The following is a 16,091-nucleotide window of genomic DNA, read 5'->3' as shown; positions in this document are numbered from 1 at the left end:
TTCCCAGACCGGTATTGTTTTTCACATCTATGTCTTGTAACGAGTCTGAATCAACATATGAACAATAAAATGCAATTAAAACGAGTCGCTGAGGCCAAGTTACCCACTCCTTGGGGTGATTTTTTAATGGTCGGCTTTGAAGAAATCGCCACAGGTCAAGATCATGTCGCATTAGTATACGGTACTATTTCTGGCAATGAACCTGTTCTTTCCAGAATCCATTCAGAATGTCTGACCGGTGACGCCCTGTTTAGTCTACGTTGTGATTGCGGTTTTCAACTTGAAGCCGCCCTTGCTCAAATAGCTAAAGAAGGGCGAGGTGTATTACTTTATCATCGACAAGAAGGTCGTAATATTGGCTTAATCAATAAAATTCGTGCTTACGCGTTACAGGATAACGGTATCGATACTGTAGAAGCTAACAATCAGTTAGGTTTTGCCGCCGATGAGCGTGATTTCACCTTATGTGCAGATATGTATAAATTACTCGGTGTTCAAGCTATTCGTCTGCTGACAAATAATCCCAAAAAAGTGGAAATTATGACCGAAGCAGGTATTAATATTGTAGAACGTGTTCCATTAATTACCGGCCGGAATCCTAAAAATGCTTATTATTTGGATACCAAAGCCAGAAAAATGGGTCATTTGTTACCTGAGCAAAATTAGTTTCTCAGTAAGCTAGCTGGAAAAGACGGCGCCTAAATAAATCAGTGCCGTCTTTAGTATGATGTATACCCTATGGATAACGGGTATAAAAATTATTTCAACATGTGACGAATAACATAGTGCAAGATACCACCGTGATGGAAATAATCTAATTCAGTTCTGGTATCAATACGACACTGAGCATTAATGATTTCCTGACGCCCATCCGAATAAGTCACTTTCACCGGAACAATCTGTCCCGGCTTGAGGTCATTCATCCCTTCAATATCAATTGTCTCATCACCTCGCAGATTTAATGTCTTACGATTTACGCCCTGAGAAAATTCCAATGGCAATACCCCCATACCAATCAGGTTCGAACGGTGAATACGCTCAAATGATTCCGCAATCACCACCCTAACCCCCAATAACCGAGTCCCCTTCGCTGCCCAGTCGCGGCTCGAACCAGAACCATATTCTTTGCCCGCAATGATAGCCAATGGTGTTTTTTCTTCCTGATAACGCATAGCTGCATCGTAAATCGCTAATTGTGTCTGTGACGGAATATGGCGGGTATATCCTCCTTCTACACCAGAAATCATCTCATTACGGATACGGATATTGGCAAACGTTCCGCGCATCATGACTTCATGATTGCCGCGCCTTGAGCCGTAAGAGTTAAAATCCTTAGGTTCAACCCCATGTTCTTGAAGATAACGCCCTGCCGGGCTATCAGCTTTGATATTCCCCGCCGGAGAAATATGGTCCGTGGTTACAGAATCCCCAAGAATAGCCAATATATTCGCGCCGTGAATATCCGTTATCGCTTCAGGCTCTGCTGTCATATCACTAAAGAATGGTGGGTGGCGAATATAAGTAGAATCAAGCTGGAAGTGATAAGTTGCAGAACTCGCAACATCCAGCGACTGCCATATTTCATCACCATCAAAGACTTCCGCATACTCTTTGTGAAACATATCAGCCTTAATTTGATCAACGGCTTTAGCAATTTCTTTGCTATCAGGCCAGATATCCTTCAAATAGATATCATTGCCTTGTTGATCCTGACCAAGAGGATCTTTAGTCAAATCCTTTTTCATGTTGCCGGATAAAGCATAGGCCACGACTAACGGCGGCGACGCTAGCCAGTTAGTTTTTATCAGAGGATGGATACGGCCTTCAAAGTTTCGGTTGCCAGAAAGGACGGCACCGACGGTAAGATCAGCTTGCTTAATCGCCATTTCAATAGATTCATGCAGTGGCCCAGAGTTACCAATACAAGTTGTACAACCATAACCTACCAGATTGAAGCCCAGTTGCTCCAGATACGGCATCAAGCCCGCCAATTCAAGGTAATCTGTCACCACTTTCGAGCCGGGCGCCAGTGAGGTTTTCACCCACGGTTGGCGTTTAAGCCCCTTCTCAACCGCTTTTTTCGCCAATAACCCCGCGGCCATTAGCACACTGGGATTAGATGTGTTGGTACAAGAAGTAATCGCAGCAATGACAACAGCCCCCTCTTCTAACTCATACTGCTGATTATCCAGATTAACTGGCGCTGAGATGGCTTTCCCCTCGGGTTTATTCATTTCCAGATCAACGGATGATTGAAATACTTGAGGTACTCGCGCTAAAGCCACCCTGTCTTGTGGACGTTTCGGTCCAGCGAGGCTCGCTTCCACCGTCGACATGTCCAGTTCAAGACTACTGGTAAATACCGGTTCATCACCGGGATTTCGCCATAATCCTTGGATCTTACAATAAGCTTCTACCAGCTCAATCTGCTGTTCTGTACGCCCTGTCAATCGCATATAGCTCAGGGTAATATCATCTGCCGGGAAGAAACCGCAAGTTGCACCATATTCCGGTGACATATTGGCAATGGTTGCCCTGTCTGCCAGCGGCAAATCAGCTAACCCATCTCCATAAAATTCAACAAATTTCCCGACCACACCATGGGCACGCAGCATCTGAGTCACTGTCAATACAAGGTCTGTTGCAGTAATTCCTTCGCGTAACTTACCGGTAAGTTTAAAACCCACCACATCAGGAATAAGCATGGAAACAGGTTGTCCTAACATGGCCGCTTCAGCTTCAATACCGCCCACACCCCATCCTAGAACACCGAGACCATTGATCATGGTGGTATGAGAATCGGTACCAACCAAGGTATCAGGATAAGCCAACTCTCGTCCGTTATGCATTTCATGCCAAACCGTTTTACCCAGGTATTCCAGGTTTACCTGATGGCAAATCCCGGTTCCGGGCGGGACAACACGAAAACGGTTAAAAGCTTTTTGCCCCCAACGCAGAAAGAGATAACGCTCGTAATTACGTTCCATTTCTAATTGAACATTTTGTTCAAAGGCTTTTTCCGTGCCAAATTTATCCACCATAACTGAATGGTCAATAACCAAATCAACGGGTGATAGTGGATTAACTTGTTCAACATTACCACCAAGGCGCTGAACCGCTTCTCTCATGGCCGCTAAATCAACAACGGCAGGCACCCCGGTGAAATCCTGCATTAATACACGTGCTGGCCGGTAAGCAATTTCTCTGTCTGCATGACCAGTATTTTGCCAATCAACAATTGCTTTCAAATCATCAACAACAACAGAATTGCCATCGATATTGCGAAGAAGATTTTCCAGAAGAACTTTCAGTGATTTGGGCAAACGGGAAATATCACCCAAATGTTTAGCAACCAGTGGTAAGCTGTAATAATCATATTGTTTACTTGCAGCGGAAAGTGTTGAAACACAAACTTTTTTTAAATCAAACGACATAACTCCTCCTTCTTCTTATACTGGCATAACTCAAAACTACCTTAGTGCCTAGCCATTAATGATAATGGCACAAATTAAACATAACATATAAGCAAATATTTGTTTCCCATTACCGCACAATGAATCAATTCAGTGTATCTATCAGAATTTCAGTAATAAATTTTGATAATTTAGTCGGGTAAACAATCGAATGATAATCAGCTAGAATTAACCCGCTAACAATTCAATTGGATTCAAATTATCAATAAAAAAACAAGGAAAAAATAATGGATATAAAAAACGCAATTACAAATAATCAGGAACATATCGCAAAAATCAATGAAGCTAATACGTTCTTTCACATCGACGATGCTTATTTTAGTATAGAAAATACCAATAAATATAATGAAAAGGATGGTTTAGTTCAGTTCATTATAGCCAAACAATTATCTGATAAACCAGAAGTCATAGATAAAACTAATAGCTTAAGTCAAACATTAATTGCACTCTCCTCCATTGCAACCAATTATGTCAATAAATACGCGGAAAAGTATGGAGAGCAATATAAAACAGATATGGACTTTTGGACTAAAGTCGTTAACAAATTACCTCTAATGGGTACTAGCAAAGTTGAATCTAAAAATTACACCGATTCATTAAATGGTTTAAGCATCTCACAAAGTTTCCTTAATTTCATTATGAATGTGGTTGTATTCGAAAATACAGATATGCTGCCAGATTTCGCTAAGTTTCTTACCAAGCAAGGGGAAACGATTCGTTTAGGCATACGGAAAAATAAAGGCTTCTATTCTACTGTGACACTAACGATTGCTATCGATACCTTGATTGTAGGAGAGAAGACCGTATATATTCCGAAACTAAAACTCTATCGAGTTAATTTTGATAGCACTAATTCAAACTTTTTATCAAGTTGTGCTTCTAATGAAAATATCAATATTGATTTTGAGTATTCATCCTTAATATCGGTTTTAGACTATGAGGCGCTCGAAAATCCTGAGATTAAAGCCAGTTTTGATAATTTCATCAATAAACAAAGAAAAATATCAATAGAAGATTCTGATGATTTCTTCAGTGGTGAGTTTGAACCCATCTGATAAGCAAAATTAGGGAGCCAATAGCAATCATTCGCTCCCTAATTATTTCATTATACGATTGGTAATTTGATATCTTTGAACATGACTTCGATATCTTCATTTGAGCGTAAAGCAACTGCCTGATCAATAACATCACGCGTCAGGTGAGGCGCAAAACGCCACATAAAATCATACATGTAACTGCGCAAGAAACTACTGCGACGAAAACCAATCTTAGTTGTGCTGTAGCTGAATTTATCACGCATATCAATGCAAACAAGGTCGTTATCCTGCACCGGATCAACCGCCATGTTGGCAATAACCCCCACACCTAATCCTAACCGGACATAAGTTTTAATGACATCAGCATCCGTCGCAGTGAAAACAATTTTAGGCTTTAAACCCACTTTATCGAATGCAACATCTAACTCAGAACGACCGGTAAAACCAAATGTATAAGTGACCAGTTGATATTCAGCCAATTCTTCAATTGAAACACTCTCTTTACCTGCCAGCGGGTGATTCGACGTGACCACCAGCGTCCTGTTCCAATGGTAACAAGGCAACATTATCAAATCTTCATATAAATGCAGTGCCTCAGTTGCAATAGCAAAATCAGCACTACCTTTACTGACAGCTTCAGCAATTTGTGTTGGCGACCCCTGATGCATGTGTAAAGAGACCTGAGGATAACGTTCAATAAAGCCTTTAATCACAGGAGGTAATGCATAACGGGCCTGTGTATGAGTAGTAGCAATATATAGCGAACCACGATTCGGATAAGTATGTTCACTAGCAACTGACCGTATTGCATCAATCTTAGATAATACTTCACGAGAAATTCGGACAACCTCTTCACCTGCGGGAGTAACATGCGTCAGGTGTTTACCACTACGGGAAAAAATCTGAATACCTAATTCATCTTCAAGCATTCTGACCTGCTTACTGATCCCGGGTTGAGAGGTATACAGTCCTTCTGCCGTAGATGAAACATTGAGGTTGTGGTTTACCACCTCCACGATGTAACGAAGCTGTTGCAATTTCATATAAACACCATCCCAAAATAAACGCTGTGAACAATTATGACTTAGAAACCTGGACTGATATTGCTGTTTGCTATTTATTATAACGAATAGAAATAATATTGTTGTCGCATATAACCACTATAACACGATTATATATTTATATAACGAATAATTAAAAATTCATAATGAATGTTTAACCGGATTCTAATTCATATATTTTAAGATAATGCCAATAGGCGAAAAAAGCCAACCTATAAGGTTGGCTTAATAGAAGAAAATAATCCCTTTTCTAAGAAAAAGAGAGTGTTGATTCTGTCAGAAATGGTTACTTTTTGTCTTTCTCAACCCATTTCCCATCAACATAAAACACACTCCACCCCGTTGCCTTGCCATTTTTCTCTGAAGAAGCATATTGCTGTTTAGTCTTACGACTAAAACGGATAACTGTTTTATTACCTTCAGCATCCGCCACAGGCGCATCAGCCAGATAGCGTAATTTCTCCGGCAAACGCTCTTTAAAGCGAGCTAACTCTTCTACCAACGGCGCTCTGGTTTCTCTGGATTTAGGGAAAGTATTTGCTGCTAAAAATACACCGGCTGCACCATCACGCAATACAAAATAGGCATCAGATTTTTCACAAGGAAGCTCTGGTAACGGAACCGGATCCTCTTTTGGCGGCGCGACTTCCCCACTGCGCAAGATTTTGCGGGTATTTTTACAAGTTTCATTGGTGCAGCCCATGTATTTACCGAAACGCCCCATTTTCAAGTGCATTTCAGCGCCACATTTATCACATTCGATAACAGGACCGTCATATCCCTTAATGCGAAATTCACCCTCTTCCACTTTGTAGCCATCACAAGCCGGGTTATTACCACAAACATGTAACTTACGTTGGCTATCAATAAGGTAACTGTCCATCGCTGTACCACATTTTTTACAGCGACGACGGGCGCGCAATGCGTTTGTTTCCGCCTCATCCCCTTCTAAGACATTAAGAATTTCATTTTCAGGGATAAGGTTTATCGTCTGCTTACAACGCTCTTTAGGTGATAACGCATAACCAGAACAACCCAAGAAAACGCCAGTGGTCGCTGTTCGAATGCCCATAGAGCGCTGACATGTCGGGCACTCAATAGAGGTAATTACCATCGGATTAGGCCGCATACCGCCATCTTCCGGCTCTTTATTGGCGACGTCTAGCTGTTCACTAAAATCTGTGAAAAACTCATCCAGAATCCCTTTCCATTCGGCTTTGTTACTTGCAACCTGATCAAGCTGATCTTCCATTCGCGCAGTAAAATCATAACTCATCAGCTCGTTGAAATTTTCTTCCAGACGATCAGTAACAATTTCTCCCATTTTCTCCGAGTAGAAACGGCGACTCTCCACGCGAACATAACCACGCTCCTGAATCGTGGAGATAATGGAAGCATAAGTGGATGGGCGACCAATACTGCGTTTCTCCAGCTCTTTAACCAGGGATGCCTCACTGTAACGTGCCGGTGGTTTGGTGAAGTGCTGGCTTGGGAGCAGTTGTTGCAAATCAAGTTCTGTACCCATTTCAACAACCGGCAACGTGCGGTCTTCATCACCTTTGCGCAACACAGGCATCACTTTTGTCCAGCCATCAAAACGCAATGTACGACCTTTGGCACGCAATTCAAAATCACCCGCCTGTACCGTCAATGTTGTGGAATCGTATTTCGCCGGTGTCATCTGACAAGCCACAAACTGACGCCAGATTAGCTGATACAGCTTCTGTGCATCCGCATCCATATCTTTCAGTTGCTCTGCCATGATGATATCAACACTGGAAGGACGAATCGCTTCATGCGCTTCCTGTGAATTCTCTTTACTGCTGTAAGTATTGGCTGCTTTTGGCAGGTATTTATCGCCAAAATTATCACTGATATAACCACGAACCATATCCAGCGCATCCTGACTCAAATTGGTTGAATCAGTACGCATATAAGTAATATATCCGGCCTCATACAAACGCTGAGCCATCATCATGGTCTTTTTAACACCAAACCCTAAACGCGTGCTGGCCGCCTGTTGCAACGTAGATGTGATAAACGGCGCACTCGGTTTACTGGAGGTTGGACGATCTTCACGATCGAGCACTTTGTAACGGGCTTTTTCCAGTAAAGAGACGGCGGCTTGAGTTTGTTCACTATTAACTGGCTTAAACGGTTTACCCTGCTGATGGGTCACTTCCATATGCAGTGAAATTTCGCCTTTCGCCAGCAAATCAGCATGTAATTGCCAATATTCTACTGGTACAAACGCTTTAATTTCACGCTCTCTTTCTACTACAAGGCGTACCGCCACCGATTGCACACGACCGGCAGAGAGCCCTCTAGCAACCTTTTTCCACAGTAGCGGAGAAACCATATAACCCACGACTCGATCCATAAAACGGCGAGCTTGTTGAGCATTTATCCGGTGAATATTTAATTCACCCGGATTATCAAATGCCTGTTTGATGGCATTTTTAGTGATTTCATTAAAAACAACCCGGCTAAAACGATCGCCATCACCGCCAATCACTTCCCGCAAGTGCCATGCAATGGCTTCTCCCTCTCGGTCAAGATCCGTTGCGAGATAAACATGATCAACTTTTTCAGCCAGTGATTTTAGCTCTGCCACGACCTTCTCTTTGCCCGGCAAAATCTGATAATTCGCTTCCCAACCATGGTATGGATCAACGCCCATACGGTTGACTAATGCAGCTTTCTCATCTTTTTTAACCTTCTTCTTAGACTTATCGGTAGATGAGCTCGAACTCTTTTGGCTGGCTGAGCCACTGGTCGGCAAATCACGGATATGACCAACGCTGGATTTCACCACGTAGTCACTCCCCAAATATTTGTTGATTGTTTTGGCCTTTGCCGGGGACTCCACTATTACAAGAGCTTTACCCATAGTTATCTTTACCTAATTATCTTTTCAGATGGTGGAATTCACTGCGCCATATCACGGTATTTAAAACCTCTTTTTATATTGCGATAGATTCTCAATATATCAACTTATTTTTATTCAGTTGATTTTCCCAAACTCGAAACATATTGAATTATCTAAGGTATTTTAGATACCGCCCATGCTCTATGCAAATGAATGAAGCGATCACCGTAAACAAAATCTTCCATCTGCATGATGAAAAGTTCACACTCTACCTGATAAAAAATGATGCGCAACAAATTATTTTTGATTAAGGATAGAAAAAGACGAAACAGAACAACACCGATTAAAGGTGAACAATGACTAAAAAAAGCAAGCGATATTATCCGCCAACGTGAAGATTTTATTCATGGTATGTATATAAGTAGCGTAAAACAAAAAGGAAATGTATTAGTATTAATGGTGAATTTTTTCTAATGGAAAATGGTTTACCCACAGTAAAAAGTACTGCTATTTTCAATATGTTCAAACACCTGACGCATACCCTGTCGAAACCATATTATCTCGAAAATTAATAACAAAAATTTATTGAGCAACGAATAGGCAGATAGATGAAAACGATATAAAAATATATCTGCCGGGTATATATACCCTATGGATTTCAAGATGCATAGCGACGGCAAAGGAGCGAATCCCCGGGAGCATAGATAACGATGTGACCGGGGTGAGTGAGTGCAGCCAACAAAGAGGCAACTTGAAAGATAACGGGTATAAAACAGCTCTGACGGTAACCTGACGGTAAACTACAAGTATTAATTACACTTCTAAGGTGAGATCAGAGAGAAAACCCGCCATCAAACGATTAAACAGCTCTGGTGCTTCCCAGAATGGCCCATGTCCCAAGTTGAGCAAGTTATACACCTGACCAGTCCAGAGATTTTTGTAGGTTATCCCGTTAATGTAATCAATATTAACAAATAAATCTTCTGCGCCATTAACGATAGCCAGTGGCGTTGGGTTTGTTTCAACCAATAACCGTTGATCCATAACGTCCGGTGAAACCGACGCTTCAGACATATACTGCCGGGCTAAACCATCGGTCCGCGCCACTGCGGATCTCAAAAATGGCTCACAAAGTGCGTTTTCTCCATACAACGCCAGGGTATAATCCGTAATCTCCTCTTCTGTCAGCGAAGCCTTACCCGATATAGCCATAAACCGGCTTGGTTTAAATCCAAGACTAACATTCTCTGCGCCTGGACTAACCGGCGGCGTGCCACAAATCATTAGCCCAACAATCCCTGGGAATCGCGGGATCAGCTCTAAACCGATATGTCCCCCCAGTGACCATCCGAAAACAGCAACTTTATCGACGCCTAATTTTTCCAGTACTTCGATGATGCAAAGAGCATAACCAGGTATCGAATAGGTCCGGCGAGGGTCCACTGCATTTGATGAAGAACCGTGCCCTGGTAAATCAATAGCTAAAATCCGGTATTCGTCACCAAAACAGTTAATTTGATGGCGAAAAACATCTTTGGAACTCGAATTACCGTGTATAAGGAGGACCGGTAACTCATCACCTCCCGTATCAGCAACAGAGATGACAGCATGACTGGTATGAATATCGTATTGTGAAATAGCCATAATACTTTATTTCCTTATGAATATTATTGTAAGTTGCCATTCTTCGGGGATTTTCATAATGCGTTTAAAGACGCACAATAACGTTGTGCAAAAGTGACTTGTATTTGTTTGAAAATCAGCCAAGCAGAACACATAAACGCAAAGCCAGAGTATCAACTATTGGTGTAGAAAAGCCTGCGGCTCATCACAAGCAGGAAGGGGGATGTAAAGCAAATTATGTAACACCTGTAATATTTTAACAGGGCCAAAATACCTGGCTTTTCAGGGGAATAACATCATGAGAATAAGCGTCGCTCTGTTCAATTAGCACATTACAATTAAGCAATATATCAGGGCACCCCTGAACGTCGAAATAGAACGCCTTGGGGTACGCCAAGATAATTGATTCAAAATAGCGGAACTTTAATTAAAGCAGAGGCTTCTCCCCTCTTTGCCACCAGCGCAATAATAGTTTATCAATACTTTCCATTGCATTACCGGTGAAACGCTCTACCATGCGTTTACGGCGTGTATAACTGACACCAATAACTTCACAGTTATCTATTTGAGCAATCAACAGATCATCGCTGACACCAATTTCGTCAATCAATCCCTTCTCTTTCGCCTGTGAGCCGTACCAGTATTCGCCTGTCGCCACACTTTCCACATCAAGTGATGGGCGATGTGTATGAATAAACGATTTGAATAGTTCGTGAGTCTGATTCAGATCTTCCTGAAACTTTTTCCGGCCCTGCTCTGTATTTTCTCCCAACACAGTCAGTGTACGTTTATATTCACCAGCCGTATGGAGTTCCACATCAATATCATTTTTCTTCAATAACTTATGAATGTTCGGAATCTGAGCGACCACGCCAATAGAACCAATAATGGCAAAGGGTGCAGCAACTACACGATCAGCAACACAAGCCATCATATAGCCCCCACTGGCAGCAACTTTATCTACGACGATAGTCAAGCGAATCCCTTTCTGACGCAAACGAGCAAGCTGAGAGGCTGCCAATCCATAGCCATGCACCATGCCTCCAGGACTTTCCAGACGTAACAACACTTCATCTTTTGCATCTGCCACGGCCAGAATTGCGCTAATCTCTTCACGTAATGAATCGACTTCATGTGCATCCATACTCCCTTTAAAATCCAGCACATAAAGACAAGGTTTCTGTAACCCTTTATGACCTGCCTTAGCGTCACTCTTCTTCTGCTTGGATTCGAGCTTTTGTTGCTTATTAAACGCTTTCTGCCAGATTTTCCCTTCCGCTTCTGTCATGCGCGCCCGCTGCATTTGACGCTGTTTATCCCGATATGACTCACCGAGATCGACGAGTTTCAATTCTCCTTTTAGCGAAGATTTCCGCATTCCTATGCCGATACCCAATATTGCCAGAGCAATAATCGCCAACACCAGCGTAACTACTTTGGCTAAAAACAACCCGTAAAGAGATAAGTATTCCACAAAATCCACCTTTTGTTTCTTAGACATTTACCAAATAAATGTATTTGATTTTTTTCACTTAAAAACAATATATTATAATTAATTCGTATTCAATAAATACGAATATGTACAAATAAAAACGTCCAGTATATCGGTCTCAGTAGCTAATTCTACACCATTAAGATGGAGAAATGGGGGACTAGTGCAAAAATGAGCAATTAGATTGCAGAATCACAAAAACCCGGCGTTTCAACCAAGCATTCTGACTGTTATAACTGCCTGATCGCTACCACTATCTGAAAGAAAAGAGAGAAATTATTGAACAATGGAAAAGTAAACTGCTATCGCTATGAGTAAAGAATAATGGCCAAACAGTCCCCATCATTATGCTGCCCTTACAATACAGTTAGATCGCTATCCCTATTATATAATAATTTAATGGGTAGTCGTTAGTTTGTAATTATCAATGAAAATTTTAACAACAGACTCAATGTGTTTCATAATGAAGTGACATGAACCTCTAGTTCAACAAATTTAACAACCAGCCGCTTGTACAGCAATAGTCCAATCGTAATCATGATCCCGACCAACTTCAATCGTGAAAACCACCAGTGTTAACTGATGGCTATTAGCATATTTCCGATACAACCTTATATTGAAGCCATAAATAATTCAGGTTAGCTTTAAGGCTTTAACTAAATAAAATCGTTACATAGCTCTTGTAAGTTATTAATAACACGTCCCACATGGAAGCCGTCACAAGTAGCATGATGCACCTGAATTGCCAAAGGCAACTGAGTTTGATTTCCATTTTGGTAAAATTTTCCCATGGTAAATATGGGTGGAAAATAATCGGTAAAACTCGCCATGTTCAAGTTAAATCCATCAAAACTTACCCACGGCACTGATGATATGTGAAAGTGATTTTCAGGTAGTTCTGGTTTAGAAAAAAAGCAAAGATCATCTTTATAGGTTTCATAATCATCAGAATAATTTTTCATAAACTCGGACAGATCAGAATTGAACTCAGTCCAAATCGCTGAGAATGTTTCTGTTTCCTTGTGAAAGATTGTATACGCAGGATTTACACCATCCCATATATACCCGTCATCTTTCAAGCTGCCTCTTTGTTGGCTGCGCTCACTCACCCCGGTCACATAGTTATCTATGCTCCCGGGGATTCGTTCCCTTGCCGTCGCGATGCAACTTGAAATCCATAGGGTATAATTAATTCTTCATCTTTTATAGCCATTCTGAACTCAGAATAAGAGTTCACAACTTTTGATATTAAATAAATCATGGTTGGATAGAATTTATATTGTTTTTCTACCAACGAAGATAACAAATGGGTAATATCAATTTTTGCTGTTAGACTAAATCCGCATTGCGCGACATTACGGTAATGCAAGAAATGCTCTTTTCTATCCCAGAGATCTATATCAACCTTTGAGTAATTCATGTTTTCCCCTTCTAATGTAAAATTTAACAAATTGATTAAATTAGAAGGGCTGCTCTTTCTGTTTGTATTGGCATCATAATCACTCCGGTATGAAATTGGATTAAATACTCAGTCTCCGACGAAGAAAAATTATACATTAGCTAAAGACAAATAACTACCAACACAGCACTATGCTCCGTTTATCTCCTGAGCAATCAACCTTGGCAAATTTGACTCAATATATCACTTTCTGTTTTGATAGCCCGAACGGCCTCCGACGGTAACAAATCGCGCCGTCAACAACAGGAAATCTTCAAATGTTACATTACCAACCAAAACATGACCTCCTACAACAACGTATTATTTTGGTGACAGGTGCTGGAGAGGGTATTGGCCGTGAAGCGGCTTTGACTTACGCCCGTTACGGTGCACAAGTGATCTTACTTGGCAGAACAACACACAAACTGGAAACTGTCCAAAAAGAGATTGAACAAGCAGGTGGTGCCCCTGCAACTGTTTACACCATGGATCTGCTTACCGCCACAGCCGAAGAGTGTCAGGCATTCGCTGGCGATTTAGCGCAACATTATCCGCATCTGGATGGCGTATTGCATAATGCCGGTTTACTGGGAGCTGTCGCGCCGATGGCAGAGCAACCCGTCCAATTATGGCATGATGTTATGCAAGTCAACGTCAATGCGACCTTTATGTTAACACAAGCCTTATTGCCGCTATTATTGAAGTCACCTGACGGATCATTAATCTTTACCAGTTCGAGCGTTGGCCGTGAAGGTCGTTGTGGTTGGGGAGCCTATTCTGCCTCTAAATTTGCAACCGAAGGCATGATGCAAGTTTTAGCAGCAGAATATAAACACACTTCTCTACGCGTTAACTGTATTAATCCCGGCGGTACACGCACAAATATGCGCGCCCGCGCATTCCCTAACGAAAATTCTGCTAAACTGAAAACACCGGCAGATATTATGCCACTGTATCTTTATCTTATGGGCAGCGATAGTCTGCATAAAACAGGCATCAGTTTTGATGCCCAACCCGGACGCAAAGCAGGACCAGCCGAATAATGACAATCAATGACAACCAACATCAAAAAAGGCAACAACGCCTAAAAGAAAAAGTGGATTTCCGTATTGAAGCCGCCCAATTAGAACGGGGTATTCTCATCGTTTTTACCGGCAATGGTAAAGGCAAAACCACTGCGGCATTTGGCACCGTGACCCGAGCGATAGGTCATGGATTTCGCGCCGGTGTGATCCAGTTTATCAAGGGGAAATGGGAGAATGGCGAGAAAAATCTGCTGGAACAGCATGGGGTGAATTTTCATGTTATGGCAACAGGTTTCACCTGGGAAACTCAAAGCCGGGAAACGGATACTGTAGCCTGCCATCAGGTATGGCGCTATGCGTTAGAGATGTTATCTGATCCCGATTTGGATCTAGTTGTCTTGGATGAACTGACTTATATGGTGAGTTATGGCTATCTTCCTCTGGAAGAAGTTATTACTGCGCTCAACCACCGACCGGAACACCAATCCGTTATTATCACCGGCCGCGGTTGTCATCGTGAATTATTGGAAATGGCAGATACCGTGACAGAGATGCGCCCGGTAAAACATGCCTTTGACGCCGGCATTAAGGCACAAAAAGGGATCGATTGGTAAAAAAGGCCCCGTTATAACACACGAGACCCAGAAAACTTAACGACCTTTTGGTGCGGTTGTACGCCCCGCGTTCTGGCGTGAACTGCCCGGACGTTTGCCTGCCGATGGACGCGATGCGACTTGAGCATGGCGTTTAACCGCTCGGCGGATTTGGTTAGCTTTAAGACGGCGTTGATCACGCCCAACGGCCACTTTAGAAACCGTCTCTTCATTCAAATCCACTAATTGGCGTAAATAGTTAGTCTGCTCCAGACCCAGTTCCGTCCATCCCCCGCGTGGTAAGCCTTTTGGCAAACTAATATCCCCATAACGCACACGAATAAGACGGCTCACCTGTACACCAACTGCTTCCCAAAGACGACGAACTTCACGGTTACGTCCTTCTGTCAGCGTGACGTTATACCATTGATTCATCCCCTCCCCCCCCTTAAACGCGATAGTACGGAATGAAGCTGGACCATCTTCCAGTTGAATCCCTTTAGCCAGTTGTTTCAATTTGGCATCATCAACTTCACCAAAGACACGGACAGCATATTCGCGTTCAACTTCACGGCTTGGATGCATCAAGCGATTAGCCAGTTCGCCATCCGTGGTAAATAACAATAAACCACAGGTATTCACATCCAGACGCCCAACCGCTATCCAGCGGGAACCTAGCAATTTAGGAAGACGATCAAAAACTGTTGGCCGCCCCTCTGGATCATGACGAGTACAAAGCTCACCCTCTGGTTTGTAATAAGCCAAAACACGGCAAACCGCTTTTTGTAATTCTTTGATATTTAATACCCGACCATCGAGGCGGATTTTTGTGGCGGGCTGAACTTCAAGGCGATCACCTAAAGTTGCAATCTTACCGTCAACACTGACGCGCCCCTGTTGAATATAACCTTCTATTTCGCGGCGGGAACCGTGACCGGAACGCGCGAGAATTTTCTGTAACTTTTCAGATTTCTGTGTCTTACCGCTCATTGAGCAACCTCTGTTGTCGCCTTCACAGGCGTCGTGTTATATATCAATCAATACGTTATGACAGAATTCAATCATAACAAACTGATTTTAATACATTTGATAGCATAGAATGCTAGAAAATAGCTCATACATTCTAATCCGTGGCCGAGCATTCTACACTAATTTCAGACACAATGATTCTAATCCAGCAATTCCCTATCACGCGAAAACTGAAAGCCTCATGGCTGGCGTAAGGGAACAATATCTCCATCCTTATCGCGATTTGCCGACATTTAATATAACAGATTCCCCATTATCAGGATTAAAAAACCCAACACTGATCACATTTCATGCTACCCATTCTGACGGTCAATTAATTACACATTAAAATGGTTCAATAATGGGAACCTCTAAAAACTTTTCACAGCCACAAAATTGAGTAAAATGTAGGCACAGTACATCTCTGCAAGGTAGCGCTGTCATGATACCGCCTCGTTCTGCTTTAAAAAAA

General features: G+C 42.2%; 10 protein-coding genes and 2 pseudogenes. 5 read left to right on the top strand and 7 right to left on the bottom strand.

Going from position 1 to position 16,091, the window contains the following annotated elements; all coding sequences use genetic code 11:
• Positions 1-69: 69 nt before the first annotated feature.
• Positions 70-666, top strand: coding sequence for a GTP cyclohydrolase II (gene ribA / locus ACGF49_RS18035; protein ID WP_112872302.1), 597 nt, complete (start codon positions 70-72; stop codon positions 664-666).
• A gap of 92 nt (positions 667-758) precedes the next feature.
• Here ribA and acnA read toward each other — a convergent pair whose 3' ends face one another.
• Positions 759-3,434: an aconitate hydratase AcnA gene (acnA, locus tag ACGF49_RS18030; protein WP_349010401.1), complete on the bottom strand. Its 2,676-nt coding sequence runs from the start codon at positions 3,432-3,434 to the stop codon at positions 759-761.
• 266 nt (positions 3,435-3,700) lie between these two features.
• On the opposite strand from acnA, the gene ACGF49_RS18025 reads away from it, so the two are divergent.
• Positions 3,701-4,528 (top strand): hypothetical protein, encoded by an 828-nt coding sequence (locus ACGF49_RS18025; protein WP_228901997.1) that lies wholly within the window; start codon positions 3,701-3,703, stop codon positions 4,526-4,528.
• A 50-nt stretch (positions 4,529-4,578) separates the two neighbouring features.
• Here ACGF49_RS18025 and cysB read toward each other — a convergent pair whose 3' ends face one another.
• Both cysB and topA read right to left on the bottom strand, forming a co-directional pair.
• Positions 4,579-5,553, bottom strand: a complete 975-nt coding sequence (gene cysB, locus ACGF49_RS18020) for an HTH-type transcriptional regulator CysB (RefSeq protein ID WP_113041370.1) — start codon at positions 5,551-5,553, stop codon at positions 4,579-4,581.
• A gap of 304 nt (positions 5,554-5,857) precedes the next feature.
• On the bottom strand, positions 5,858-8,461 hold the full coding sequence (gene topA, locus ACGF49_RS18015; protein WP_113041369.1) for a type I DNA topoisomerase: 2,604 nt from the start codon (positions 8,459-8,461) through the stop codon (positions 5,858-5,860).
• Positions 8,462-8,812: 351 nt separating this feature from the next.
• Here topA and ACGF49_RS18010 point away from each other — a divergent pair.
• Positions 8,813-9,012 (top strand): annotated as a pseudogene (locus tag ACGF49_RS18010) (DUF2498 family protein); the annotation flags it as partial.
• Positions 9,013-9,253: 241 nt separating this feature from the next.
• Here ACGF49_RS18010 and ACGF49_RS18005 read toward each other — a convergent pair.
• The 3 genes and pseudogenes from ACGF49_RS18005 to ACGF49_RS17995 all read right to left on the bottom strand — a co-directional run bounded on the left by ACGF49_RS18005 (position 9,254) and on the right by ACGF49_RS17995 (position 12,975).
• On the bottom strand, positions 9,254-10,084 hold the full coding sequence (locus tag ACGF49_RS18005; protein ID WP_113041368.1) for an alpha/beta fold hydrolase: 831 nt from the start codon (positions 10,082-10,084) through the stop codon (positions 9,254-9,256).
• Between the two features lie 406 nt (positions 10,085-10,490).
• Positions 10,491-11,537 carry a protease SohB gene (gene sohB / locus ACGF49_RS18000; protein ID WP_228901990.1) on the bottom strand — a complete coding sequence of 349 codons (1,047 nt, stop codon included), beginning with the start codon at positions 11,535-11,537 and terminating at the stop codon, positions 10,491-10,493.
• Positions 11,538-12,211: 674 nt separating this feature from the next.
• Positions 12,212-12,975 (bottom strand): annotated as a pseudogene (locus ACGF49_RS17995) (CatA-like O-acetyltransferase).
• 296 nt (positions 12,976-13,271) lie between these two features.
• Between ACGF49_RS17995 and ACGF49_RS17990 the strand changes: the two are divergent.
• A complete protein-coding gene (locus ACGF49_RS17990) occupies positions 13,272-14,036 on the top strand; it encodes a YciK family oxidoreductase (RefSeq protein WP_113041366.1) in 765 nt (254 codons plus the stop codon).
• Positions 14,036-14,632: a cob(I)yrinic acid a,c-diamide adenosyltransferase gene (gene cobO / locus ACGF49_RS17985; RefSeq protein WP_223121385.1), complete on the top strand. Its 597-nt coding sequence runs from the start codon at positions 14,036-14,038 to the stop codon at positions 14,630-14,632. The genes ACGF49_RS17990 and cobO overlap by 1 nt, the downstream gene beginning before the upstream one ends.
• 36 nt (positions 14,633-14,668) lie before the next feature.
• Here cobO and rluB read toward each other — a convergent pair whose 3' ends face one another.
• A complete protein-coding gene (gene rluB, locus ACGF49_RS17980; protein WP_113041365.1) occupies positions 14,669-15,601 on the bottom strand; it encodes a 23S rRNA pseudouridine(2605) synthase RluB in 933 nt (310 codons plus the stop codon).
• Positions 15,602-16,091: the final 490 nt, after the last annotated feature.

Source organism: Photorhabdus sp. RM96S (assembly GCF_042879335.1).
GTDB classification, from domain to species: domain Bacteria; phylum Pseudomonadota; class Gammaproteobacteria; order Enterobacterales; family Enterobacteriaceae; genus Photorhabdus; species Photorhabdus kayaii.
The sequence above is the reverse complement of the archived record's forward strand: the minus strand, read 5'-3'. Positions and strand labels throughout refer to the sequence as shown.